The 24,205-nt window shown below is 63.7% G+C and carries 26 protein-coding genes, 1 pseudogene and 1 riboswitch; of the genes and pseudogenes, 7 read left to right on the forward strand and 20 right to left on the reverse strand.

The window, feature by feature from the left end:
- Positions 1 to 353 precede the first annotated feature (353 nt).
- The 3 genes from AQY21_RS01000 (at position 354) to AQY21_RS01010 (ending at position 1,973) form a co-directional block, all read left to right on the forward strand.
- Positions 354 to 893, forward strand: coding sequence for a DUF1269 domain-containing protein (locus tag AQY21_RS01000; protein WP_058096046.1), 540 nt, complete (start codon positions 354 to 356; stop codon positions 891 to 893).
- 145 nt (positions 894 to 1,038) lie between these two features.
- Entirely contained in the window at positions 1,039 to 1,326 is a 288-nt protein-coding gene (locus AQY21_RS01005) for a hypothetical protein (RefSeq protein ID WP_176695156.1), read from the forward strand.
- Positions 1,323 to 1,973 carry a S1C family serine protease gene (locus tag AQY21_RS01010; RefSeq protein ID WP_058096048.1) on the forward strand — a complete coding sequence of 217 codons (651 nt, stop codon included), beginning with the start codon at positions 1,323 to 1,325 and terminating at the stop codon, positions 1,971 to 1,973. Before AQY21_RS01005 ends, AQY21_RS01010 begins: the two co-directional genes overlap by 4 nt.
- Here AQY21_RS01010 and AQY21_RS27335 read toward each other — a convergent pair.
- Positions 1,909 to 2,091, reverse strand: a pseudogene (locus AQY21_RS27335) (transposase); the annotation flags it as partial. The gene AQY21_RS01010 and the pseudogene AQY21_RS27335 overlap by 65 nt on opposite strands.
- Positions 2,092 to 2,220: 129 nt before the next feature.
- Here AQY21_RS27335 and AQY21_RS28300 point away from each other — a divergent pair.
- Complete coding sequence (locus AQY21_RS28300; RefSeq protein WP_152988038.1) at positions 2,221 to 2,496, forward strand: hypothetical protein; 276 nt, start codon at positions 2,221 to 2,223, stop codon at positions 2,494 to 2,496.
- 500 nt (positions 2,497 to 2,996) lie between these two features.
- Here AQY21_RS28300 and AQY21_RS28305 read toward each other — a convergent pair whose 3' ends face one another.
- From AQY21_RS28305 to AQY21_RS01065, 12 genes are all read right to left on the reverse strand, one after another.
- Positions 2,997 to 3,275 (reverse strand): hypothetical protein, encoded by a 279-nt coding sequence (locus AQY21_RS28305; RefSeq protein WP_152988039.1) that lies wholly within the window; start codon positions 3,273 to 3,275, stop codon positions 2,997 to 2,999.
- Between the two features lie 297 nt (positions 3,276 to 3,572).
- Positions 3,573 to 4,730, reverse strand: coding sequence for a hypothetical protein (locus tag AQY21_RS01015; RefSeq protein WP_203416313.1), 1,158 nt, complete (start codon positions 4,728 to 4,730; stop codon positions 3,573 to 3,575).
- 45 nt (positions 4,731 to 4,775) lie between these two features.
- Positions 4,776 to 5,228 (reverse strand): CopG family transcriptional regulator, encoded by a 453-nt coding sequence (locus AQY21_RS01020; protein ID WP_058096077.1) that lies wholly within the window; start codon positions 5,226 to 5,228, stop codon positions 4,776 to 4,778.
- 10 nt (positions 5,229 to 5,238) lie between these two features.
- On the reverse strand, positions 5,239 to 7,230 hold the full coding sequence (locus tag AQY21_RS01025) for a conjugal transfer protein TraG (protein WP_058096049.1): 1,992 nt from the start codon (positions 7,228 to 7,230) through the stop codon (positions 5,239 to 5,241).
- Between the two features lie 166 nt (positions 7,231 to 7,396).
- Positions 7,397 to 9,469: a DUF3363 domain-containing protein gene (locus AQY21_RS01030; RefSeq protein WP_058096050.1), complete on the reverse strand. Its 2,073-nt coding sequence runs from the start codon at positions 9,467 to 9,469 to the stop codon at positions 7,397 to 7,399.
- A 310-nt stretch (positions 9,470 to 9,779) separates the two neighbouring features.
- Positions 9,780 to 10,454, reverse strand: a complete 675-nt coding sequence (locus AQY21_RS01035) for a lytic transglycosylase domain-containing protein (protein ID WP_152988042.1) — start codon at positions 10,452 to 10,454, stop codon at positions 9,780 to 9,782.
- A 5-nt stretch (positions 10,455 to 10,459) separates the two neighbouring features.
- Positions 10,460 to 10,795 carry a DUF736 domain-containing protein gene (locus tag AQY21_RS01040; RefSeq protein ID WP_058096051.1) on the reverse strand — a complete coding sequence of 112 codons (336 nt, stop codon included), beginning with the start codon at positions 10,793 to 10,795 and terminating at the stop codon, positions 10,460 to 10,462.
- A 34-nt stretch (positions 10,796 to 10,829) separates the two neighbouring features.
- Positions 10,830 to 11,375 carry a S26 family signal peptidase gene (locus AQY21_RS01045; RefSeq protein WP_058096052.1) on the reverse strand — a complete coding sequence of 182 codons (546 nt, stop codon included), beginning with the start codon at positions 11,373 to 11,375 and terminating at the stop codon, positions 10,830 to 10,832.
- Positions 11,372 to 11,890: a DUF2840 domain-containing protein gene (locus AQY21_RS01050; protein ID WP_058096053.1), complete on the reverse strand. Its 519-nt coding sequence runs from the start codon at positions 11,888 to 11,890 to the stop codon at positions 11,372 to 11,374. Before AQY21_RS01050 ends, AQY21_RS01045 begins: the two co-directional genes overlap by 4 nt.
- A complete protein-coding gene (locus tag AQY21_RS01055) occupies positions 11,887 to 12,069 on the reverse strand; it encodes a hypothetical protein (RefSeq protein ID WP_058096054.1) in 183 nt (60 codons plus the stop codon). Before AQY21_RS01055 ends, AQY21_RS01050 begins: the two co-directional genes overlap by 4 nt.
- Entirely contained in the window at positions 12,066 to 13,103 is a 1,038-nt protein-coding gene (locus AQY21_RS01060) for a replication initiator protein A (protein WP_058096055.1), read from the reverse strand. Before AQY21_RS01060 ends, AQY21_RS01055 begins: the two co-directional genes overlap by 4 nt.
- 114 nt (positions 13,104 to 13,217) lie before the next feature.
- On the reverse strand, positions 13,218 to 13,499 hold the full coding sequence (locus AQY21_RS01065; protein WP_058096056.1) for an AlpA family transcriptional regulator: 282 nt from the start codon (positions 13,497 to 13,499) through the stop codon (positions 13,218 to 13,220).
- 737 nt (positions 13,500 to 14,236) lie between these two features.
- On the opposite strand from AQY21_RS01065, the gene AQY21_RS01070 reads away from it, so the two are divergent.
- The 3 genes from AQY21_RS01070 to AQY21_RS01080 all read left to right on the forward strand — a co-directional run bounded on the left by AQY21_RS01070 (position 14,237) and on the right by AQY21_RS01080 (position 19,520).
- A complete protein-coding gene (locus AQY21_RS01070; RefSeq protein WP_006473457.1) occupies positions 14,237 to 15,592 on the forward strand; it encodes an IS1380-like element IS1247 family transposase in 1,356 nt (451 codons plus the stop codon).
- A gap of 317 nt (positions 15,593 to 15,909) precedes the next feature.
- Positions 15,910 to 17,418, forward strand: a complete 1,509-nt coding sequence (locus tag AQY21_RS01075; RefSeq protein ID WP_058096057.1) for a catalase — start codon at positions 15,910 to 15,912, stop codon at positions 17,416 to 17,418.
- Positions 17,419 to 17,623: 205 nt separating this feature from the next.
- A riboswitch (glycine riboswitch) is annotated at positions 17,624 to 17,713 on the forward strand.
- 256 nt (positions 17,714 to 17,969) lie between these two features.
- Positions 17,970 to 19,520, forward strand: coding sequence for a reverse transcriptase domain-containing protein (locus tag AQY21_RS01080; RefSeq protein WP_255374785.1), 1,551 nt, complete (start codon positions 17,970 to 17,972; stop codon positions 19,518 to 19,520).
- 150 nt (positions 19,521 to 19,670) lie between these two features.
- Here the strand turns inward: AQY21_RS01080 and AQY21_RS01085 are convergent, their stop codons facing one another.
- The 7 genes from AQY21_RS01085 to AQY21_RS01110 all read right to left on the reverse strand — a co-directional run bounded on the left by AQY21_RS01085 (position 19,671) and on the right by AQY21_RS01110 (position 23,965).
- A complete protein-coding gene (locus AQY21_RS01085) occupies positions 19,671 to 20,204 on the reverse strand; it encodes a DUF2285 domain-containing protein (RefSeq protein WP_238986659.1) in 534 nt (177 codons plus the stop codon).
- The gene (locus tag AQY21_RS30110; RefSeq protein ID WP_369807741.1) at positions 20,113 to 20,436 is read right to left on the reverse strand and encodes a transcriptional regulator domain-containing protein; all 324 of its coding nucleotides are present in this window, start codon (positions 20,434 to 20,436) and stop codon (positions 20,113 to 20,115) included. The genes AQY21_RS01085 and AQY21_RS30110 overlap by 92 nt, the downstream gene beginning before the upstream one ends.
- Before the next feature lie 123 nt (positions 20,437 to 20,559).
- Entirely contained in the window at positions 20,560 to 20,835 is a 276-nt protein-coding gene (locus tag AQY21_RS01090) for a DNA -binding domain-containing protein (RefSeq protein WP_058096060.1), read from the reverse strand.
- Positions 20,836 to 20,892: 57 nt separating this feature from the next.
- A complete protein-coding gene (locus tag AQY21_RS01095; protein ID WP_058096061.1) occupies positions 20,893 to 21,141 on the reverse strand; it encodes a helix-turn-helix transcriptional regulator in 249 nt (82 codons plus the stop codon).
- A 281-nt stretch (positions 21,142 to 21,422) separates the two neighbouring features.
- On the reverse strand, positions 21,423 to 21,749 hold the full coding sequence (locus tag AQY21_RS01100; RefSeq protein WP_058096062.1) for a DUF736 domain-containing protein: 327 nt from the start codon (positions 21,747 to 21,749) through the stop codon (positions 21,423 to 21,425).
- A 571-nt stretch (positions 21,750 to 22,320) separates the two neighbouring features.
- Positions 22,321 to 22,761 (reverse strand): hypothetical protein, encoded by a 441-nt coding sequence (locus tag AQY21_RS01105; RefSeq protein WP_058096063.1) that lies wholly within the window; start codon positions 22,759 to 22,761, stop codon positions 22,321 to 22,323.
- 277 nt (positions 22,762 to 23,038) lie between these two features.
- Complete coding sequence (locus AQY21_RS01110) at positions 23,039 to 23,965, reverse strand: DUF2493 domain-containing protein (RefSeq protein WP_058096064.1); 927 nt, start codon at positions 23,963 to 23,965, stop codon at positions 23,039 to 23,041.
- Between the last annotated feature and the right edge of the window lie 240 nt (positions 23,966 to 24,205).

A 24,205-nucleotide genomic window follows, 5' to 3' on the forward strand; every position in this document is an offset into this window, starting at 1 on the left:
GCCACGCCCGCGCCATTACCTTCCAGTTGGCCGAGGTCGCCGTCACCGGCCCGATGGTGCGGGCCGTCCTTGCCGCCATCCGCCGTCTTCGAACGCCTCCGTCATGCGCATGACCACGATCCATGCCCAAGCTGAACGAAAGCGGCAGGACAGGTCCGTCTGCCGCGCGGAAAAGCGGCTCTGCCGGGCCAGAATGCTGCGGGTTCGAGGCTTGATCCACCCGACTTCGGCCGTTTGCGCGACGACAGACACCGCTCGGGGCGAAAAACGCTTGCCCAGCGAGCAAAATCAGGCGATCTTGAAGTCAAGCGGCAGGCCACTTGGAGAATGTCGGATGAATAGGAGTGCCCAGTATGGCCGACCTCGTAGTACTTGATTTTGACGGAACTGACACGGCTGACATCGTGCTCGGCAAATTGCGCGAACTGCGCAAGGAGCATCTGATCGACATGCTCGATGCCGTGGTTGTCATCCGCCCCGAGGAAGGGGACATACAGATCAAGCAATCCGTCAATCTGACCGCGATCGGCGCGAGCAGCGGGCTGAGCACGGGGGCGCTGGTCGGCACTCTTGCCGGTCTGCTTGTCCTCAATCCGATGGCGGGTTTCGCGATTGGCGGCATGGCGGGCGCCGCGATGGGTGCATTGAGCGGTCGGCTGTCGGATTACGGAATAAACGACCAGTTCATCAAGGATCTTGGCGAGACCATCAAGCCCGGAACATCGGCACTTTTCGTGCTTGTGGCAAAGGCAACGACCGACAAGGTCGTCGCCGAGATCAAACAGTACGAGCCGCGCATTCTCAAGACATCGCTGTCGAAGGAACAGGAAGACAAGTTGCGCGCTCTTCTTGCCGGGCCCGCGCTTTCGGGGGACGTGTCTGCGGCGGGCTGAGGCGCGTCGGGCTGCAACACGGCGCTTCGGCGCAAGGATCGTCAGGCCGATGCAATCCGGGCATCGGCCTTTCGCCGAGCAAGCATTCTCTGGACAACCTGCGCAACTCGTCCGACTGTGGTGCTTCAGATGTAAACCCGTCACCATGGAAGAGATCGTGCGAACCCAGATCATGATCATGCGCGTTTCGGTCGATTTCAGTCGTTTCACGTTTATCCTTGTGACCCTGGCCCTGCTGGTTCTGGTAGGCTGCAGCCGCCCGCCGGAGATCATTGGCATCGACAATCCAGAGCTTCGGGCCGAGGCGGAGGCGCTCAGCACACGCCACCGCATCTTCATCACCAGCACGCGGGCCCCCTCGGACGAGCCGGGTGCCTTGCTGTCGGCCAACCGGGCCCGAACGCTTGGGCTCGCGTCGGTGGATGTCCTATGAAAGCAGACGGATTTTTGCCAAGGCTCGTGCTTGTGACACTTGCCGCGATCCTCGTCGTGCTGGTCTGGCGCGGCGTTCCTCTCCTGGAACTGGCTCTGCGTGAGCCAGCCGGGGAGCCGAGGGTCGTTGATCCCCGCGGCGATCTGGCCGCAGACGAGCAGACCACCATCGCCATCTTCGAGGGTGCCAAGGATAGCGTTGTCTCGATCACGACTGAAAGCCGCGTGGTCGATTTCTGGACTCGGAACGCCTATGACGTTCCGCGCGGCAGCGGTTCGGGGTTCATCTGGGATGCGCAGGGCCATGTCGTGACCAACAACCACGTCATCGAGGGGGCAACGGCAGCATTGGTGCGGCTTGCCGATGGCCGCGCTTATCCTGCCCGCCTCGTGGGGACGGCTCCCGAACATGACCTGGCAGTGCTTCACATCGAGGCGGGATCCGAGCGGCCCCTACCCCTCGCAGTCGGGAGCAGCGAGGACCTGCAAGTCGGGCAAGGCGTCTTCGCCATCGGCAATCCTTTTGGTCTCGACTGGACACTGACCACGGGCATTGTCTCTTCCCTTGATCGGGAGATCCCCGATAGAGCGTCTTCGGTGGGCCGTACTCCTTCGGCGCATCGCACCACCGTAAGCCATTGCGATTGATGAAGATTATCCCACTCAACACCCGCCGATCATCAACCCTCGGCTTGCCATGGCTCTTCGGAAAGAACGGTCGCAGCCGCGCCATCTGTTCGTCGGTCAGCCAAAATAGATTGCTCATGATACCCCCTGAAAGTTTGGGGATTTGAATCATGCGACCAATGCGATCTCAAGCCGATTAATGGGTCCTGAGCCTACAAAACTTGCAACGCGTGTACCGCATTCGCTCCGCTTGGTGGTGCGAGGTGGCATGCGCGCGCTGGAAACGCTTCGGACGGCATTTTCGTCGGTAACGCTGATCGACACTGATGCATTCACCAAAGCCCGTTGTCGCCAAGAAGCCCACTTTCTCCCTGACGGCAAACTTGTGTGGCGCAAGCGTCCGACGGCGCCCGGCGAACCGATTGATGCCTTGCTGCAACAGAATGTAGCTGCGCTTCATAGCCACCATATCATTATGGAGCGGAAGCAAGCTGAGCGGCGGCATGAAGCTACGTCATGGGTTCCGCGCGCCAGATCGCGCTGACCGTCAAGCCCGCAAGGGTTGAGGTATGAGAAAGTCGCTGGTGTCCATCGAGAGCGTCATCAGTAGGCCATAGCGTCAACGCGTGATCACCGCTTCGGAAGCGAAGCTCCACTCTGTGCGTTACCAGCGACTTGCACAACTGCACAAACCCCTGACCCCGTCCGCTCGCCGTCGGGAACCTAGATACCCCTGGCCTGATAGCATGCGTTAGCGCCACCCCTGCATCGGGCAGGTAAGCGTACTCGGGGTTTTGGTGCAGCGTCTTCAGAACACCCATTCCACGATCAGCCACCACAAATTCGAAAGTCCGATCCGTAACTGCGTAAGCTACCAGCCCAGTCCTGGCAGCGCCGCTATGCTCATAGACATTATCCTGCATCTCACCAATTGCTCCAATCAACGATGCAACTAGAGGGGCGGGCACACCTTTAGCCTTCGCGATATTCTCTGCATGCAGCAGCCATTGCTCCCAGTGCGGATCGCGGGTGAGAACTGGATTATCAGATGGCAGCGGGAACCCCCCCCGCCGCATCTCCAAAACTACCACCGAAAAACTGGCCACATTCCCAAGACTCTTCAAGCCGATTGGCAAAGCTGCCTGCAAATGAAACGGCTTGAAACTCACTTGGATGACTCAGCTTAGCAGATAGTAACTCAACCAGTGGACCTATGCGGCCTGAATTCGTGATAAGAAACTCTCCGCGGCTTCTGAGCCTACCACGCTCAGCTTCCGCCACCAGATCGTCCACGACAGAGAAGTGCGCCTGCAATGCCTGCATAAGGGCGTCCTAGCACGTCTGATCGCAAAACTCATCTGATTGTTTGTGTCTGGGGATCGTGAGTTTTCAGATCCCCCTCCATCGAAGGTAGAGCTAGTTTCTCGTTTTTCACAGGACGGCGACACTCCGACAACTAGTTCGCCAAAACCAAGAACACTTCGACGACTTGACTGAACGATGGCTTGGGGAATGCGGCCTCGGTCCATTTGGTGAACCAGACCGCTTCTGCGAGCCGCTCTCGAAAGTCTAGGCCACCTTTAGCCGGCACCTTTGCACGGAGGACGCCACCCACCTACTTCACCGCACCGATAGCACAGGTCGCCCGCCGTCGCACTCCGGGCACCGTCGTTGGAAGATGTCCGAGCCGTTGGCGCCATATCGTGCTCCGCATGCGTGGCACCTCAGCAGATAGACGACTTGATTGTGGTCGTTGCCCTGCAGTCCTGTTCTGGCAACCACCTCCTGACGGTTCCGGTTGATGTAGCCTGGTGTTGTCGTCGATGCCTGCGCCTTGGTTGACGTCATCCTCCCCCGCTGCTTCGTGACCGGAGGCCAGCTACTGCCGAGGATCCACCCTTCCACCTGTCCTGTCATGGCGACGCTTTCAGGCTCGGGCGCAGCGAAAGCCTGTTCGATCTCCCCGGTGATACTGGCGCCTTGCAACCATCGGGCGATCGAATAGGCGTCATGTTGATCGGCAGTTCGGTCGTCTTGGGGGTAGGTGGCGCTCCAGAGGCGCGGATAGGCCTCGGTGATCACCGACTCCCCCGGAGCGGGGTTCCATCCATCGAAGGGCCAGAAGTGCAGCTCGCGCCGCGCGCGTCGGATGTATCGCAGCCAGGGGATGCCGGCATGGGTCGATTTCGCGACTGAGCCTTGCACGTCGAAATGGAAGACGGACTTCGCTGACCCAGTCGCCTCTTCAGTCAGGCGACGCCAGTGTCGTTCGCCCCACCGCGCCGCGCCGTTGCCGACAGAGCCGTCGCGCACGAAGTCGACATAGGTGTGTTTGCCGTCGGTCGGCCAATGGGCGCAGAAATCCTCGAGAAGCGCGGGCCAGTCGGGCGGCAGGCCGTGTCGCTCGAAATAGCGCATCGGGAAGGAAAACCCGTGATCTATGCCGACAACAGTCGGCACCTGGCCATCGAGCGTTCCGACCAGCCATTCCGCTATGCCGCGGCGCGTCCAGTACTTCTTGGGTCCAGCGGGCGGCAGGACTTCCTCTGGCGGGGCGTCGCCGACGGTCTGATATACGCGCAGTCCTTTCAGGCTCGCTTCAGCCGTCTCGGCACCCGAGTAATCGATACCGATCGTCCGCTCGAACTGCGCTTCCGCCCCATGCTGACCCCACCTGATCCCGCGAAACGGTCGTCGTGCCGTCTGTCCGCGCAACAGGTTCAGGTTTCGGAGCCGCTTGCACATCCAACAGGACAAGTCTGCATGACGGCCGGACATCCCGCAAGTCCGAGGCCCGCCTCGTTCTGCGATCCAGCTGCGGGGTCAAACGCCTTCATCAGCTCCCGGAACAACATGGGCACCGCCTTCCCCGGGCAGGTCGCGGGAAACCTCACGCAGAAATCTGTCGCCGGTGGCAAGCTTTCGGCCGAGACTTTGCAGGAACCCCTCGAAGCGCTCAGCGCCTTTCGCACGGGCGGCGTCCCGCGCGGCTTCGGGCAAGGGCGGCGTGACGGTCATCCAGAAGCGGATGAAGAGCGACAGGGTTTCCCCAAGGACTGCGAGATCTTCGTCGAGACCCTCGACCTGGCGACCGAGCCTGTCGAGCCGCCGTGAGAGCGCGGCCTCCATGCGCTCGCTCGTGTCACCCGAGAGGAAGGACGCGACCGCCGCCTCGATGACAGCGGATTTCGAGACGTTCCGACGCAGCGCCAACGCCTCGACCTGGCCCATCAGCGCCGGGTCGAAATAGACATTCATTCGGGTGCGACGGGTCATGATGGCTGCCTCACAGCTCGATGCCGTCATCGGGGTTCATCGCGACCTGGCGCGCCACCATGCGCATGCGTTGCCGGATCGCACGGGCCTGTGCCGCATCGACATCGGGCTCGTCATCGAGGAGGTCGAACTCCTGCACAGGGGCCGACGGGGGCGGAACGATCTCCTCCTGCTCGGGCAGTTCCGGTTCCCGCCGGATGCCCGCATTTGCCGGGTCGCCGGCGTGGTTGTCGGACGCGTCGGACTGCACAGAGGTCGCAGCAGGTGTCAGATCAGACCAATCGTCGGACGGCCGCAGCCCCCCGACCGCGACGGAGCGGTTAAGCTGATCGGGCGGCGGCAGCACCCGCTCCCGAAAGCGCGGGTCCTCGAAGTAGCGGGCCTTGGTCGCTCGGATCGGTGGCACGCCTGCCACCATGACGATCTCGTCGGTGGGCGGCAGTTGCATGACCTCGCCCGGCGTCAGCAGTGGCCGCGCGGTTTCCTGACGCGAGACCATCAGATGCCCGAGCCAGGGCGCAAGACGGTGCCCGGCATAGTTGGTGGAGTCGCGCATCTCGGTCGCCGTGCCCAGGGCATCGCTGATCCGTTTCGCAGTCCGCTCGTCATTGGTCGCGAAGGCCACGCGCACATGGCAGTTGTCGAGGATGGCGTTGTTCGGACCATAGGCGCGCTCGATCTGGTTGAGGCTCTGCGCGATCAGGAAGGATTTCAGGCCATAGCCAGCCATGAAGGCCAGCGCGCTTTCGAAGAAGTCGAGGCGACCGAGCGCGGGGAATTCGTCCAGCATCAGCAGGAGCCGATGGCGCTTGCCCGAGGTCTTCAGCTCTTCCGTCAGCCGCCGCCCGATCTGGTTCAGGATCAAGCGGATGAGGGGCTTGGTGCGGTTGATGTCCGATGGCGGCACGACCAGGTAGAGACTGGTCGGACCGGGCCCCTCCACGAGATCGGTGATCCGCCAGTCGCAGCGCGCCGTGACCCTGGCGACGACCGGATCACGGTAGAGCCCGAGGAAGGACATGGCGGTCGAGAGGACGCCGGAGCGTTCATTCTCGGATTTGTTCAGAAGCTCTCGGGCCGAGGAGGCGATCACCGGATGTACGCCGCCTGATCCTAGATGGGCAGTTTCCATCATGACGCGCAGCGTCGCCTCGATCGGCCGACGCGGGTCCGACAGGAAGTTCGCAACCCCTGCGAGGGTCTTGTCGCGCTCGGCATAGAGGACATGGAGGATTGCGCCGACCAAGAGCGAGTGGCTCGTCTTTTCCCAATGGTTTCGCTTGTCGAGACTGCCTTCGGGATCGACTAGGATATCGGCGATGTTCTGGACATCGCGGACCTCCCATTCTCCCCGCCGTACTTCGAGCAGCGGATTGTAGGCCGAGGATGCGGCATTGGTCGGGTCGAAGAGCAGCACCCGCCCATGGCGCGACCGGAACCCTGCCGTCAGCCCCCAGTTTTCACCCTTGATGTCATGCACGATGCAGCTGCCCGGCCAGGTCAGCAGGGTCGGCACCACAAGCCCCACGCCCTTGCCGCTGCGGGTGGGCGCAAAACACAGGACATGCTCTGGTCCGTCATGGCGCAGATAGGCCCGGTCGTGACGCCCGAGGACCACACCATCGGGGCCGAGCAGACCGGCCGCATGGATCTCCTGCGGCTCCGCCCATCGGGCCGAACCATAGGTGGCGACGTTGCGCGCCTCGCGGGCCCGGATGATCGACATGAGGAAGGCAGCGGCGATGGCGAGTGCTGCGCCAGTGACGGCGATGGCGGCCCCTTCCATGAAGATGCCCGGGGCATAGGCATCAAAGGAGAACCACCACCAGAAGAACGCGGGCGGATGGTAGACGGGCCATCCCGCTGCCTCGAACCAGGGCGCGCCAAGCTGGGGCTGGAAGCCGAGCCGGAAGGCCACCCACTGCGTCGCCGCCCAGACCATCACGAGGACGATCGTGAACACCGTGATGATCTGGCCCCAGAGGATCCGGCCTCCCCGCATGCGCGCTCCTGCAAGAACTTGCGTGAAACCCATCTGGGGCTGGAGAAGCGCGATGATGGCAACTGAGAAGTCGTGCGCGGGGAAGAGCCGGATAGGAGGGGCGGAACATGGGACAATCCTGTCCGGATCCCCCGCGCGGCACACGGACCCTTCTAGGCAAGGCTGGTCAGACCCCAAGGTCCTTCCCCCGCCCCAGTTGCCACGCGATCGACCCGCCCTTCACAAGACCCGTCACCTCGCGCCCCAGCTGGGGATCGATGACGCGTCGCCATGGGACCAGCGTGAATTCCTGGCTCTGTTCGACCAGGGCGAACTTGCCGCTTGCAAGGTGCAAGGTGCCCGTGAAGGTGCCGCTGACCCGTGCGCCGTCAGCCGCTGGGCGGAAGGCGAGACCCTTGCACTCGGACAAGGATGCCCCGACCCGGGCGAGTTCGCGGTCGCGCAGGGTCGCCAGCAGATTGCGGCGGTAGAGGACGCGCGCCCCCTGCCGCGTCGCATCGCTACTTGCGAGGTGATGGTCGCGGCGCTGGTCGAGGGCATCGCGCACCTCCCGCCCGAAGCCCGAAGACGCGATGTCCGACCGATCGCCGCGGAGGAGCCTCTGGTCGAGCCAGGTTGCGCCATCGGCCCCGATCTGTTTGTCGAGCCCCATGGCCGACAGAACCCGGACTGTCGCTTGCAGGTTGCGACCCGCGTCATGGGCGGCTGCACGGCGCGCATAGTCTTCGGGGATCCGCCATCGATCCGCGTCGATCCGCTCGACAATCCCGGCGCGGCGCAATGCCTCGAGCCTGCGGACATGGGCGTCGACGAAGCCCTTGTGATCGCCGGCCGGCACCCGGCCCTCGAAGCGGGCCTTTTCCAGATGACGGCTCGGCCGATAGATCCCGTCCTCGGCCATGGCGGCAATGGCGCGGTCCGAAGGCCGGGCCGCGGCATCGGCGGGCCCGACCTCGACGATGCTGCCGACCTTCGCCTCCTCAAGGCGGTCGGCATCTAGCCCCGAGAGATGATGGATCCGGCCGTCGATGCCATCCACCACAAGGGTCAGGCTCTCGCCCATCTCGTCGGTCAGAAACTTGTCCACAATCCGCCCGGTGATCGAAACCTGGGGGGCAGCGTCATGGACCTCGAAGGTCATGGGATCGCGGGTCAGGCCATCGGCCTTCAGGGCGCGCTGGATGCCGCGAATGATGTCGCCACGCTCCCCCATGGCGCGCAGCGTCGGCTCCAGCCTCGGGCTCAACTCCCAGACGCCCGGAGCGTGTTCCGTGGCAAGGCCCATCTTCTGCAGGCGACCCAGGCGACGTAGACGGAGGGTCCGGTCAAACTGCCGCCGCGCCTCCTGTGGTTCGGGACGCAGGTCGAGCAGACCGTCCTCGGCCTCCGCGATCATTACGCGATCGATCCGGGTGAACCGGTCCTGGTCGACCTCGGCCGCGAGCTTGCGGGCCTGCTCACGTTCAGAAACCGGGCCAAGTTCCAGCGTCGCAAGCGCGCTTGCCCGCTCCCGGATGCCATGGGCGAGGTAGTCGCCATTGATGACGAGGGTTTCGCCGCTCTCATCGCAACCACGCACGATGACATGCACGTGGGGATGGCCCGTATTGTGGTGGTTCACGGCGACCCAGTCGAGCTTTGTGCCGAGGTCGGCTTCGACGCTGCGCATGAGGTCGCGGGTATGCCCTGTCAGGTCGGAAAGCTCGGCGGCATCCTCCGGCGCAATGATGAACCGGAACTGATGGCGATCGTCGCGTCCCCGCGCGAGGAAAGCCTCGCCATCGGCTTGATCCTCGGTCGCGGAATAGAGCTGTCCCGGCGCGCCATCGCGGGATGTGCCGTCGCGCTGGATGTAGCGCAGATGGGCGGCCCCCTTCCCGCTCCGGCCCGCCTGCCGGACATAGCGGGTCTTCACCACGACCCGGCGCATGCCCGGCGCGCTGTGCCGCCAGCCGCCGGAAAGGCCACGGGCACGGACGAAGGCCGCGCCCCGCCCGCGCCGGACGCCAGCCCCTTCCGCACGCCGTCCCGCCGCCTTTGCGCCCTTCCCGGCGGGACTGGCTGAGTCACGCGAGAGGCCCGGTGCAGCGCGCGCCGCGCCGCGCACGGGTCGGTTGCTGTGCTGGCGGGCGAGCTTCCTCGCGCGGGTCAGAAAGCTCTTGGCCTTGCCTGCCTTCGGACTGTCCGAGCGGATGGCCCCCGGCCTCGGTTCGAACCGGTTCTCGTCATCGCCGCTCATGGAACCGTCCGGGGATCAAGGGGCGCTTGCGGGCGAAAAACGGGGCACAGTGCCGCAAATAGTAGCGCGAATTCAGTGACTTGCCGCACAGCGCGGCACCACGGCCCGGAAAACAGGGTGCCACATCCGCGCCCCGAAAACAGTGTGCAGACAAGGGCTTGCCCAGAAATCGGGCCCTCGGGGTGCCGGTTTCCTTTATCTTGCCCTCCGCCTTCCCTGCCCTTTTCCGCTTCTGCCGCCGGGATCGCAGCCAGGCGTGCCTTCCCCGAACCGGTCAAATCCTGGTGGCATGCCGATGCCGCGAATGTGCTCATGGTTCGCCCGACCCCGCGCCCAGAGTTACGAAGATACCGTCCGCCGGGCGCTCGAAGCCCGGCTCGCTCCCCGGCATGCCACGCGCCATTTGCTGGTCGGACCGCGCAACGAATAGCGCCGCATCGCGCCAGTCCGGCGGCATAGCTTGCACAACCCTCTGCGATTCTGATGCAGTCCCACTGCCGAGAAGAGGGGCGAGTGCCGCCACATAGGCGCGCGTCTCAGCTGGCAAGGCACTCCCCGTTTCGAGATAGGCGTCGTAGCGACCGGGACCGGCATTGTAGGCGGCGAGCATGGCTGCGACATTGCCGTAGCGGTCCCACATTTCGCGCAGATAGGCGGTCCCGGCGAGGATGTTGTCGCGCGGATCATGGGGGTCATCCCCGAGCCCGTGGCGCGCGCGCAAGGCGGCCCAGGTGCCAGGCATGACCTGCATCAGCCCCATGGCGCCGGCGTGGCTGACGGCGCGCGGATCATTGGCGCTTTCGGCGCGCATCACTTCGACGATCCAGGGTGCCGGGATCCCGAAACGCTGCGCAGCCTCGGCAATGAAAGCGCCATGAGGATGCGCCTCGATCTGCGCCGGAACGGGCTCCGCACGCGCGATGGCGGGGCCATGGTTGAACGAAGACAGGGCGCAAACGAGCGCCGCGATGTGACCGTGCCGCATGGCCATCAGTCCCGGTCTTCGCGGGGTTTCGGACGATTCCAGTGCAACGACCAGGCGGCACCGGCGTCATCGTCGCGAAAGAGATTGGCGCGGATCGGCTGCGGCAGGGCCGGATCGTCGAGCAGGACAGATAGGTATTCACCGGCCTTCTCGCCGCTGCGCTTCCAGGCGGCCCCGACCTCCGGACCCTCTGCATCACCGGCATGCACGCGATAGGCCGGTGCGTTCTCGGCCTCGCTGTTTTCCACCGGGACGAGGGCAAGCGAGAGGTCGAGTGTGAGCGTCCGGAGCTGTCCGGTGAAGCCCGTTTCTTCGCGGGTGAACTGTCCGATCTGTGACATGTCAGGTCTCCTCTGTTTTGGGTTGGGTGGGCTGTCAGGGGTGGATGAAGCGCCCGTCTCGGGGCTCGGCTGGCTCGGAAGTCACCCAGATCGGGCGCGCCATACCGATGACGGCGTCAGCCGGGAGAGGCCCGAAATAGCGGCCATCGAGGCTATCCCGGACCTCGCGATTCATGAGGAAGACTTCGCCGTCCCGAAGCAGGCTGCAGCCCTGCCAGACGGGCAGATCGCGACCGAGCCGATCCCGCGGCAGCGCCTGGCCGAGGACGACGTCATCGACGGTAATGGTCGCGCCGCTGCGGCAAATGCGCTGTCCCGGCAGGCCCGCGACATGCTTCAACAGCGGGACATCCGCGCCGATGTAGCCCCGCGTGACCATGAACGCGGCAAGAGGCGCAGGCGGCATGACCGCGACGAGGTCGCCGATTTCAAGCCCGGTCGAGCGTTCGACCCAGTAGAGTCCGAGCGGCACGCTGGCAGACGCGTTCCAGATCAGCCAAGCGGGCAGAACTGCGACGGACGGAGCTGCAAGACCTGCGAGACCCATCGCGGCCAAGAGGAGGATCACGTGGCGCTTCATGACCAGATCCTGCGCCGCGCAAGCCAGGCCGCATGCCGCGCGGAGGAATAGACCAACGGGGACTGTCCGGCCGCCAGGCGATTGTGGACATGACGCCAATGATCCGGCGCGACGGCGGTCGGATCGATCCCGAGGGCTTCGATGGCGTCGATGATTTCCAGGGTGCGCTTGACCCTCGGCCAGCCATCCAGCTGCAGCAGGATTTCGGCACCGGGATGCACGAAACCGAGGGTCTGGAAGGGCTCGGTGCGGAAGACCGCGCGCAGGATGACGAGCCGTGCCGCGACGGTTCCATGCTCATTTCCGGCCCAATGAACGCAGGCGAAGATCGCACCGGAGGCAAAGCCGACCCTCCGTCTTTGCCGGTCGATCACCTGTGCCCGGCACGGGTGGCCGAAGCGAATCCATTGCTCGACGCGGCGTCGCTGGAACGTCAGATCAACCCAGGTGATCGACGCAATGGGTCGGTCGTGCGTCGTCTGTGCGTCGAGTTGCGGCGGAAGCTTGCCAGTCATGTCGGGGCCCCCTTTTCCGCGGAAAGAGGTTGGCCGATCAGATCGCGCAGCTTGGCGGCGTCGGTCTGGCCTTGCAGGCAGGCCGCAGCCTGGACGCGCCGGCGCAGCTCGAACGTTCCATCAATGGCACAGGTGGTCATGCCGGTCCTGCTTTTCAGCCTGAGGAGCGCACGGGTCATTGCCGTTCCCCCGGCTTGCCGAGGGGCAGTTCTGGTTCTCGTGGAACGGGCTCGTCGGGCCCCCTTCCCCGGCGCCGATACCCGGCCTTCAGCGCGGCACCGGTCCTTGCGATCAGGGTTTCGACAGCGGTCCTGCGCTCTTCAAGGTTAGAATCTTTGTTAGACTCTAAGTTAAGGGCGCGATTTTCTGTTGTGGTGCATGTGGTTAAGCCCGGTTTCGGTTCCCGATAGCACGAGCCCCCGGTTCCTGATGGCACGATACCCCGGGTTCCTGATGGCACGAGGCCATTCACAGCTTGTCCACAGGGCGCGGCAGGCTCGAAGGCGAGCAGCATGCGGCCGCCGGTTTCGATCTCGGCGAAGAGGACATAGCCGGGCAGCGGCTGTCGGCGGATGATGTCGCGCAGCTCGAAAGCGAAGCGCTTGAAGGGTGATAGGCTTCCCGATTTCTGGTGCAGGTGACGGAAATCGAAACGCCAGCCGCCCGCCTGCCGCCCACCATGCTTGCGCACAAGCCGATAAAGCCAGCGGTCGAGGCCGCCGGTCAGGTCGAAATAGGCCCGGTCGATGGTGAGGATCAGGGCGTCGTCGAGGACGGCGCGGTAGAACCAGTCCGGGACGATCAGCTCGATGCCGTCAGGTCGCCCCCTCGCGTCGCTGCGTTCATGCCATTCGTTGATCCAGGAGAAGCGATGACGCCGCCCCTCGGCGGGCTGGCGGATCGTCGTCGCCACCGTGGTCGATTGCAGCCGGTCCAGCGCAGCCTTCAAGCGCTGATAGTCCCGGAGCGACGTCCCGCGCCCCGTGAAATTGAGGATCTCGTAGGGTGTGGCCGCCATCAGACGCGATGTGCGCAGGCCTGCATCGCGCGCTTCGACGATCTGGCTCGCCGCCCAGATCAGGATGTCGGCATCCCAGATCGTGGCCATGCCGTGGTCGGGCACGGCCTCGACCCGGATCGCGACATTGCCCGCGACGAAATCGATGGGGCGGATACGCGGCGACTTGGAGAGGGAGAAGAACGGATAGGCCATGAGATCCTGTGCGTCACGTGGGGCAAACTCCCCCGGCAACGCCCGAAAGAGGTCGAGTTGGCCGCGCTCGGAGGCGCTGCGGGGCGTCGGGGGCATGAGGAACCGGTAGGACCGTCAGCGCGTCGCGCGCGCTGGCACAGCATGCGGCGACGCCGTCATGCGTTTGGCCGGCAGGACCTGGCCGCGCGGATCGGAAGTCGAGGTGACCGAACCGCGGGCGACCCAAGCCGTCAGGTCATCGACCGAATAGACGACGCGCCCGCCGAGCTTGTGATAGGCGGGGCCAGTTCCGTAGGTGCGGTGCTTTTCCAGCGTTCGCGCCGACAGGCTGAGGAACGTGGCCGCCTCCTTGGTGCGCAGGTAGCGTGGCGGCAGAACGGCGAGATCGGGTCGCATGGATGGGGCCTCCGTGGGTCTGTGGAAGGCCGTCGGCAAAGCACGGCCTGTCCCGCGCAGGCTGGCGAAGAAGGACCGGAAAGGGGGATGAGGAAGGTTGGGGGTGGAACTATCCTACCCCCCTGGGCGGTTAGCTTCGGGGGCTGGGGTTCAACATCAGGCGAGAGGTTCCGACTACCCGGGCTGCTTGGTTGCGATAAACAGCTTTTCGGACCCTCGGGACCGTCGCTGCAGGGCCCAATCTCCGCTGCATTCGCGAAGGCACTCGGGAGGAAGGGCGGGAAGCCGCCGTTCGCTGCAGTCCGAGTCAGTGACTGCAAAGGAAGCAATCGACACGCTGCCACCGTTGCCTCCACTCAAAGATCAAGATAGAAGTGACCCAGCATTAGCGGCCTGCAATCAACCAAGTGTTGTGTTACCTGCGACACCTGCGAGAAGGTTACTTTCAACTCGCCCCGCCACATGCTGTTACGGAATTGCGAAATCCCGCGACGTTGGGAATGCGAGATTGTAGGCCGTTGATGCACCCATGTCGTTAAAGCCCTTTTCCAACCTAAGGCAAATCGCCTTTGCTCTTCGCCGGAGTTATAGGAGGAGATTTGTTTACATCGCATACGGGCTTGGCCCGGCTGCGCGATACAAACCCACATTTCCCAAGTAAGGCGCTGATTTCGCTGTCCTGACCATTATATTTCCTATATAAAACATGGTGTTGAAGGCTGCGAGGGGCGCGTTTCATGGATCACCCAGAGGGTGCGGGCTTGCAACGGGCAGATCGGGTGGATTTCGACCCTCGCGTGCGGCTGGAATTTCGCGGCACGCAGCTCAGTTCCGACGGCGGCCTTCTGGTGATGCGCGAGCTTGATGACGCGCTCGGGTTGTCCGATTTGGCGTCAGCGGCGCTGCGCGATACTCGCTCTGGCAAGAACACGGTCCATCGGCTCGACGGCCTGTTCCGGCAATCAGTCTTTGGGCGGCTGGCCGGATACGAGGATGTCAACGACGCCAACCGTCTCGCCTGCGATCCGGTCATGCGCCAAGTTGTCGGCGGCAGAGCGGTCGATGCACAAGCGGCCTCGGCATCGCAGATGGGACGGTTCGAGACCGAGACGCTGGCTCTGGCCGGGAACCGTGCCGCGCTGGCCGACCTGAACGGGCAATGGATCGACCGGTTCCATGACCGTAACGGGCTGAAGTACATCGTTCTGGACATGGACAGCTCGGTCAGCCCGACCCATGGCGACCAGGAAGGGTCCGCCTGGAATGGCCATTTCGACTGTAGCTGCTATCACCCCAACTTTCTGTTCAACCAGTTCGGGATGCTGGAACGCTGCGCCCTGCGCCATGGCAACGTCCACAGCGCCGATGGCTGGCGTGATGTTCTCGACCCCGTCATTGCGCGCTACGCGGAGCGCGACCTTGGTGGCAGGTTCTTCCGGGCCGATGCTGCCTACGCGATCCCGGCGATCTATGAGCGATTGGAAGAAGCGCGGTTCTTCTACGCCATCCGGCTGCCCGCAAACGCGGTCCTCAAGGACAAGATCGCGCATCGGCTAACGCGCCCTGTCGGGCGGCCGTCACTGACCAAGGTCAAGCGGTTCTTCGAGGAATTCGAGTATCAGGCGGCGTCCTGGGACAAGGAACGCCGGGTGATCGCCAAGATCGAATGGCATCCGGGCGAACTGTTCCCGCGTGTCGGCTTCATCGTCACCAACCTGCCGATGGAGCCGGACTGGGTGGTGCGGTTCTACAACCAGCGCGGCACCGCCGAGCAGCACATCAAAGAGGGCAAATACGCCTTTCGCTGGACGCGGCTGTCGTGCCGGAAGTTCCGCGACAATGAGGTGCGGCTGCAACTGCACGCCCTGGCGTACAACCTGGCCACCTTCTTGCGCTGCATCGAGCTGCCCGAAGCCATGGCCGACTGGTCGTTGACCAGCCTGCAACTGAAGCTGATCAAGATCGGGGCACGTGTGGTCCGTCACGCCCGCACCATCACCTTCCAGCTGGCCGAGGTCGCTGTCACCGGCACGATGGTACGCGCCATCCTCGCCGCTATCCGCCGATTGCGAGCGCCACCGCTATGCGCATGATCGCGATCCACGCTCAAACTGAACGAAAGCGGCTGGACAGATCTGTCCGCTGCGCTGAAAAACGCCGCCCCTGGGCAAGGAAACAGCGGCTTCGCGGTCTGATCCGTCCAGATCCAGCAGTCTGCGCGACCGCAGGTGCCGCTTGCGGCAGAAAATCCTTGTCTAGCGATCGGATACAGGCGATCTTCACCTCAAACGACACGCCACCTGGGGAATGCAGGGTAAAATCAGCAAGGCAGATACAAGCTGCAAGCGACACCTGTGCACACCAGTCGGATCGCTACAGCGTTCTTTCCCATTCCTGTTAGGAGACAGCCATGTCAGATCAAGACAACCGCAACGATACCCGCGCCACCGGCTCGACGATGAGCACCGGAGCGCCGGCGGTGAGCGACCGCAATTCGTTGAGCATCGGCCCCGATGGCCCGGTCCTGCTACACGATGTGCATTTCCTCGAGCAGATGGCGCATTTCAACCGCGAGAAGGTACCCGAGCGCCAGCCGCACGCCAAGGGAGCCGGCGCGTTCGGCGTATTCGAGACCACCGAGGACGTCTCTACCTACACGAAAGCCGCCCTGTTCCAGAAGGGCGCCTCGACCGAGATGCTGGCCCGCTTCTCCACCGTCGCCGGCGAGATGGGCAGTCCCGACACCTGGCGCGACGTGCGCGGATTCTCGCTGAAGTTCTACACGAGCGAGGGCAATTACGATCTCGTCGGAAACAACACGCCGGTTTTCTTCGTGCGCGACCCGATGAAGTTCCCGCATTTCATCCGCAGCCAGAAGCGGCTGCCGGATTCGGGCCTGCGCGACAACCACATGCAGTGGGACTTCTGGACTAACAACCCCGAGACCGCGCATCAGGTGACCTATCTGATGGGCGTGCGCGGCCTGCCGCGCACCTGGCGCCACATGAACGGCTACGGCTCGCACACCTATATGTGGGTCAACGCCAAGGGCGAGAAGTTCTGGGTCAAGTACCACTTCCACACCGAGCAGGGCATGGAGTTCTTCAGCAATCAGGAAGCCGCCGACATGGCCGGCGCGGACGCGGACTTCCACCGCCGCGACCTGTTTGACGCCATCGCGCGCGGCGAGCATCCGAGCTGGATCCTTTCGGTGCAGGTCATGCCCTACGACGAGGCGAAGACCTACCGTCTCAACCCGTTCGACCTGACAAAGACATGGCCGCATGCCGACTATCCGTTGGTGAGGGTCGGCAAGATGACGCTCAACCGCAATCCGGAGAACTTCTTCGCCCAGATCGAGCAGGCGGCGTTCTCGCCCGGCAACACGGTTCCCGGCATCGGGCTGTCGCCGGACAAGATGCTGCTCGGCCGCGCCTTCGCCTACAACGACGCGCAGCGCAACCGCATCGGCACCAACTTCCACCAGTTGCCGGTGAACCAGCCCAAGGTGCCGGTGAACACCTACATGTTCGACGGCCACATGGCCTATCACCACAGCGGCAACGCGCCGGTTTATGCGCCGAACAGCCACGACCGCAAATGGGCGGACGAGACCGGTCCGGTCGCGGATGGCTGGGAAGCCGACGGCACGATGGTGCGCAGCGCCTATACGCTGCGCAAGGACGACGACGATTTCAGCCAGCCGGGCATCCTCGTCCGCGACGTCTTCAACGACGAGGAGCGCGCGGCGCTGGTCGACCAGGTCGCCGGCAGCCTGCTGGGCGGCGTCCGCGAGCCGGTGCTGAGCCGCGCCCTCGACTACTGGAAGAGCATCGACGCCGGAGTCGGAGCCCGGATCGAGGAGAAGGTGCGCAAGGGCGGCGCAGCAAAGCCCGCCGAAGGCATGGGCGAAGGTTGAACGTCTCGCACCTTGGCAGTATCGCTAAGGAAACAATCAGCGACCGAAAAGCCGGAGACCTCATCAAAGGTCTCCGGCTCTACCGCTAAGATTAGGCAGGTTTTACGAAGGCGGCGACACATCCGCTGTTTCTCATTTGTGAACGGAGTGTCACGCCGCGTTTCGAATTCGGCCCCACTTTCGCCTCAACCTGGCGTCCTGATGTCCGCGTCAAGCGGGAGAGCGCCGGTTCAGGCCGGCCGCCGAAGGAGCAACCGCCCCGGAAACTCTCAGGCACCCGGACCGCTTGTCGATCAACACTCTGGAAAGCGGAGCGGCCGCTCCCGCCGACGGTGTAAGTTGCGACAGGCTTCCCTTGATTCGCAGCGAAACTCTCAGGCCGATGACAGAGGGGGCTCCCATGCAAGCCGCATGGCGGAGCCGCTAATGGAGGGCTGATACGTGACGTTTTCATTCTAAGACCGCAGGCATATGTGGCCGACCCCAACGGGGGTGGGTTGATCTGATTTGTCGCCCCTTGGAAATGAGAAAGGCCGGACAAAGAGTTCACGATACCGAAGAAAAGCGGTGGAACACGACGTATTTGCGCACCGCGCATTGCGCTTCTCGAGCTGCAGCGTGACATCTTGCGCCTTCTGGAAGGTGACTATCGACCCCGTGCCCACGTCCACGGTTTTGTCGGCGGGCACCAACGCGGTATTGTGAGCAATGCCAGACAACATGTCGGTAAGCGCTGGGTGCTAAACATAGATCTTGAAGACTACTTCGAGACCATTCACTTCGGGCGCGTTCGCGGGCGTTTGATGGCCCCGCCCTATGGCTACCCAGAAGAGATTGCCCAGTTCATCGCGCACATCGCTTGTTTTCAAACCGAGAAGGAAGTCGGCGGCAGTCTTCGAACAACACATGTGCTGATGCCAGGCGCCGCGCTGTCGCCAATACTGGCAAACATTGTTTCAGACAAACTCGATGCTGAGTTGGCTCGATTTTGTAGGCAACTTGGGTGCACCTACACGCGATATGCCGATGACATAACTATTTCCTCCAATCGCAGGACCTTTCCCGCGCCAATCGGACGTTTTGCAACCTCCGATAGCCACGATGAATTCATTATCTCCGACACCTTTCAACAGATGATTGAGGATAACGGATTTAGAATCAACCACGCAAAGACTCGGCTGCTAGGCCTCGCCTTCCAACAGGAAGTCACCGGTTTAGTTGTGAATGAGAAAGTCAACGTCAAGCGCAAGTTTGTTCGCGATGTCAGGGCGATGCTTCATGACTGGGAGTTCAATGGCTATGCGGCGGCATCGGAGCGCCACTTTAGCGAGAAGCGCCCAGATAGAGGCCGGTTACCGGAACAGGAGGCCACGAACTTCGAATGGGTAGTCCGAGGGAAGATCGAGTTCATTCGGCAGGTAAAGGGATCCACTGATCAGATATTTCGTAGCCTCGCCGCGAGATTCAACGCATTGTGTTCGGGCCAACAGTTGTCGATTCCGTTGGTCGAGGATAGCGACGTTCTGAACGCAGCCGTTTGGTATCTCGAGAATGACACAGATGGAGGATCAGTTGGCACTTGCTTTGCCATCGCCGATAACCTGTTTGTGACCTGCGCGCATTGCCTCGGACCAAATCTGCGCATCTTCCCGAGACAAAGCCCGGCATTCGCGATGGAAGCGGACGAAGTAGCTCGCGACGCTCACAACGACCTTGCGCTGATTCGGTTACGAGCTCCGTTATTCGCGTTCAATCCCGCAGCCACGCTGCAAATGGCCTCGACAGCCGAAGCTAGCGCGCTCGTCATCCGCTCTGCGGTGCAGACTGCGGGCTATCCTTCGAATCTCGACAGCACATCTCTGACTATCCGCAACACCGAGGTGACAGGTTTCTCGCGGCAAACCTTTGACGGCACGCCCGCCACATCCGATAACGTGATCGCCTTGTTGTCGGGAACTTACGAGGGAATGAGTGGTGGTCCTGTGCTGTTTTCTGGAAGAGTTGTCGGTGTAATTGTCAGAGGTCCAAACGACGACGACCGGACAATCCCCTTCCTTGCGGTCAGGTCAGAGTTTGTGGATGCATTGCTAGCAACCCTTTAGTGGTGATTGACGATCAAGGTGAGTGACCGTCGGCTAAGGGCCGTCCACGACGAGGCGCTCCGCGCTGCACGCGCGAATACCGTCTGTTCCGTCTCGGTCGGTTTGGGCTCCCTACGGTCGTATGCACCCCTAGACTGGGCAAGGTGCACCCTACGGCTTACGGCGGTGCCGAAGGAGGCCCAGATACCCACCGCCGATCAGCGCGGAGGCATTGCGGGCGAGCGCGATGACGGCTGCCCGCAGCGGGGATGTCTTCCATGGTTCATCCAGGACGCGCCGTTCACCGTAGAGCGCGATACCGATCTCGCGGTAGCTCGCGCCCGCGGCACGCCCGTCGGCGGCCTGCATCATCAGGCGAAACCGCTGACGCTGGTATGGGGTCATTCGGGTGTCGCGCGGGACCGGGCGCGCGTTCAGCATCTGCCAGAACCGCTGGATGGCTTCGATTCGGCCCGGCAGGTCGGCATCGAGGGGCAGAAGGATGGCCATGGACCCGGCGTCGGTGCGCCCCGCCATGTTCAGAAAAGGAACGGAGCCGTCCGTGCCGAGGGCGCCATAGCGCCCCTCCTCTGCGTCCGCTTGCGACGGCAGATCAAGCGCAATGGGCCGCGGCAAGGGTGGCTGGAAGCCGCGGACCTCGCCGACAAGCACGGTGCCCGGATTGGCGTGCTGTGACCAGATCACCGGTTGATCGAGAATGGAGAGCCCCGGGTCGGCCGGAAAATCGCAGGCCCCAGCGATGCTGGGCTTCCTCCTCGAACGGGGCGCGCTCGGCCCTTTTCGTCACGATATCCGCGAAGCTCGCCTGATAGTCGAGATCACGGCGCAGGCATTCCCAGGCGATGCCTTCAACCGAAAGCTCATCGTAGAAGTCATAGGTGTCCTGGTTTCGCCACTTCGATGTATCCGGCCCCATCTCTCAACCCTCGACAGAGTCAACACACGTATGGGGTGAAAAGATTCCAGCGCAGGGAAGCTGGGAAAAGGCACGGAAGGATGCAGCAGCTGATGCCGTTGCAGCATCACCTCGCGCAGGAGGTCACGGGGTGCCGGAACCCGGACCCAGAAGCTGCCGATATCCACTCTGCGTCATCCAGCGCGCCCGCGCCAGATGGCTGTCATGGACCCGCCGCGCGCGATCGGGCTCGCGAACAGGGTCGATCCCGAACAGAACCTCGACGGCCTCGGTCCAGTCCGCACCATCGGCTGTCGCATCGAGAAGACGCATGTAGAGCTTGATGTGCCTGCGGTCGTAGTCGGTGATGTCCGCGCTGGTGGGGGCAAGCTCGTCGAAGGCCGGGGTTGTGGGCTTCATGGCGCGCTCCCCGGGTGCATCGGCGCAGCCAGTTGTCTATCACGCCGCCCTGTTGCGTCAGTGGGTCTTCTCGTCTCTGCCATGCTCCAGCATCACCCCCTGCCCGCGCTTGTCAGACAGGATGACGATCCCTGCGGCCTCGAGTGCCCGGCGAACCTGATCCCGTGTTGATTCGTACACCTCAAGCCGGTTTTCGGACTCGAGGCGTTTCAGGGCAGTCAGGGATATTCGGGCCTTGTCAGCGAGCGTCTCCTGCGTCCAACCCAGCAACGCGCGTGCGGCCCGCGACTGTCGAGCGGTGATCATGCATGATCACCTCCCATCGCGACCGGCGCGCATTCCAGAACTACGACTATTTTAGTCGCTCTCGTCCAATCCGCCACTGGAAACTGCGGTTTCGCAGCGCGGCCTATGCCGTTGTGAAATCCCGTGATTCGCCGCCAGCGCCGGCCCTACTATGGGCGTCGCCCGGCCGCGCCGGTCCCTGCAGGTCACGCAGTGGCCCCGGCGCGGTCGCGGTGGGCATCGCCTTTCGCGGCAGGCATGGAAAGGGCCCCGGCCTTGCGACCGGGGCCTTGTGGTCCGCGTCAGTCGGCGCGGCGGCCGTTGGGGCGGGACCAGATCAGCGAGAAGCCCTCGCCGTCCTCGTCGTCGAAGAGGTTGGCGTAGATCGGGGCGGTGAAGCTCGGATCGTCGAGCTTGAGGCCCAGGTAGTCGCGGCCCTCGTTCGAGCGCTTGGACCAAGCGGCGCCGATCTCGGCGCGGCCGACCAGAACCCGGTGGCTGGGGGCGTTCTCGCCGGTGGCGCGCTGGTCGGGGACGATGCGCACGCCCTTGGCCTGGACGCTGAGGGTGACGATGTCGCCGGTGAATTCGTTCGTGCCGGTCTTCTTGAAGGTGCCGATGGTCGCCATGGTAAGTCTCCGTTTTCGGTTCCCGAGCCCGCACCATTGCGGCCTCGATGGCGATCGACAGGACGGAGACGACCGCTGGCGCACCCCCGCCAAGCGGGGGCCTGACAGCACAGGAAGAACTTTCTTGCTCCCGCGAGGAATGGCGGCCTTCAGGCCGACAGGGGAAGAAAGTTGTGACGACGCTGTTGCGCCGAAGCGGTCGAGGCGAAGCCGGTCTTCGGCCAGATCAGGCCATTGAAGAGGCCGTATGGAGCGGTTTGGACACGGGGAGCAGACGGAGACACTGGCGACAGGCCCCGCCAAGGCAGGCAGGACGGGACCGCACAGGCGATCCGCCTCCCCCTTCCAGGCCTTGCGCATTCTCCAACCCGAACCATGCCACCGGCAGCGCCCCCCCTGACGGGATCGATGACAGCCCGCCGATACGGCCTTGCCCGCCCCGCGCTCTGGACAGGACAAGAACAGGGCGTCACGCCGATCCAAAGGAACGCACCCGATCAAGCCCCGCAACCCGTCGAGACAGGCAGGCAGGGCCTCCTTGCTCTGGTCGCCCCACCTGCCTGCCCAGCCTTCAGCCGCGGACCAGGCGCCCGCCCGCATCGCCGGGGGCCGCCATGCCTGAGACCCGCAGAAAGGCCGTGATGCCCACCGCGACCGCGCCGATGATGGCAAAGACGACCTGCCAGGCCTCCGACGGCATCAGGAGCCGGGTGATCCCCAGCGTGGCGTGGAACCCTGCCACGCCAGCAGGTGCGACAAAGGCCAGCGCAATCAGGAACCGCGCCCAGAGCGGACGGACGACCATCAGAAGGCCCTGACCAAGCGCCAGAACAAGCCCGGCGCCTGCCAGGCCGATGACGGTCGCACCCAGCCACCCGGCACCGGTCCCATAGGCCCAGGTGCCAATGGTGAGGCCTGCAAAGAACGGCAGCGCGAAGACGGCGAGATTGAACAGCAGCCAGCACATCGTGCCGATGGCCGTCAGAGAGACGAGGATTCCAAGAAAGATCATGACAGTGGCTCCGTGCAAAATGTTGGACGGTTGCGCCTCCACCGCCACCACGGCGCGAGCAGAAAGATAGCATTGATTTAGGTCGGCAGCGAGCCTCAGGTAACTTCATCGGCGGCGGCCGACCCATGCAGCGGTGGCATCCGAGCTCATCACCTCAACCTGTGCCGTGAAGCCAAATACCGGGGTTTCAGTCCGGCAGGCCCGAGCATCGGAGAGAGCACCCCACCGATGCGGGTCAATCGAACCGCAGTGTCGGACGTCACGGCGTTGGCAGCGCTTACGCGCTGCCCGCCCCGAGGCGGATGACCGGGATGCCCATCTTGCGGGCCTTGTCGGCCAGGTTGTCCTGGATGCCGGTGCCCGGGAAGACGATGACGCCGATCGGCAGCGTCGCGAGCATCTGGTCGTTGCGCTTGAAGGGCGCGGCCTTGGCGTGCTTCGTCCAGTCGGGCTTGAAGGCGACCTGCGGGACCTTGCGGTTGCTGGCCCAGGTGGCGGCGATCCGTTCGGCGCCTTTCGGCGATCCGCCGTGCAGCAGGACCATGTCGGGGTGCTTGGCATGGACCTGATCGAGCTTGTCCCAGATCAGGCGATGGTCGGTGGTCTCGCCGCCCGAGAAGGCGATCTTGGGCCCTGCGGGCAACAGCACCTCGGCATCGGCCCGGCGTTTGGCGGCGAGGAAATCGCGGCTGTCGATCATGGCCGCCGTCATCTGGCGATGGTTGACGCGGGAGCCGCTGCGCGGCGACCAGGGGGTGCCGAGCGTGCGCAGATAGATGTCTGCGGCGGTTTCGCAGAAGAGCTCGAGGCTGTCGCGGCGATCGAGCAGGCTCTGCCCGATGGCGATCAGCGTCTCGAGCTGGACGGACTTGACCTCGGAGCCGTCCTGTTCGCGCTGAAGCCGCTTCTGGGCCTGCTCGTTGTCGTCGAGCTTGCCCTCGATCCGCAGGACCGCGCGGTGGAAGGTGTTGACGGTCGACCAGAGGATCTCGTCGAGGTCGAAGTCGAGGCTGGTGTCCGCCATAGTGGTGATCAGGGCGTCGAAGATGTCGGCGACCGCAGTGCGGATGATGTCATCCTCGGGCGTGATCCGGGGGTCGGCCTCGTCCTCGGCGGGATGATAGCCGTAGAGTTCGAGGGCTTCGATGACATGGCCGGTGGGCGAGGTGCTGTGATCGGCGTCGAAATCGTCATGGGCGTACATGGGAGGCGTCCTTGGGCTGGACCGCGACCGTCGCGGCCTTCGTGGCGACGAAAGCCCACGGGCGGACCGTTCAGGCAGCCCGAGCCCTTTGCGAGGGCCTTGATGGCCAAGCCCGGCTGATTTGGATCGCGCTGTAAAGGCGGGCCTTCCGGGGTCCCCGCGCGACCTGTCGCGTGGGGTGGATGCCCGCCGACGGAAATCAGTCGGGCGCCGCCATTGCCGGGCCGGGCCGCTTGTGGG

It is taken from the genome of Paracoccus sp. MKU1, from assembly GCF_001447385.1.
Lineage (GTDB): Bacteria > Pseudomonadota > Alphaproteobacteria > Rhodobacterales > Rhodobacteraceae > Paracoccus.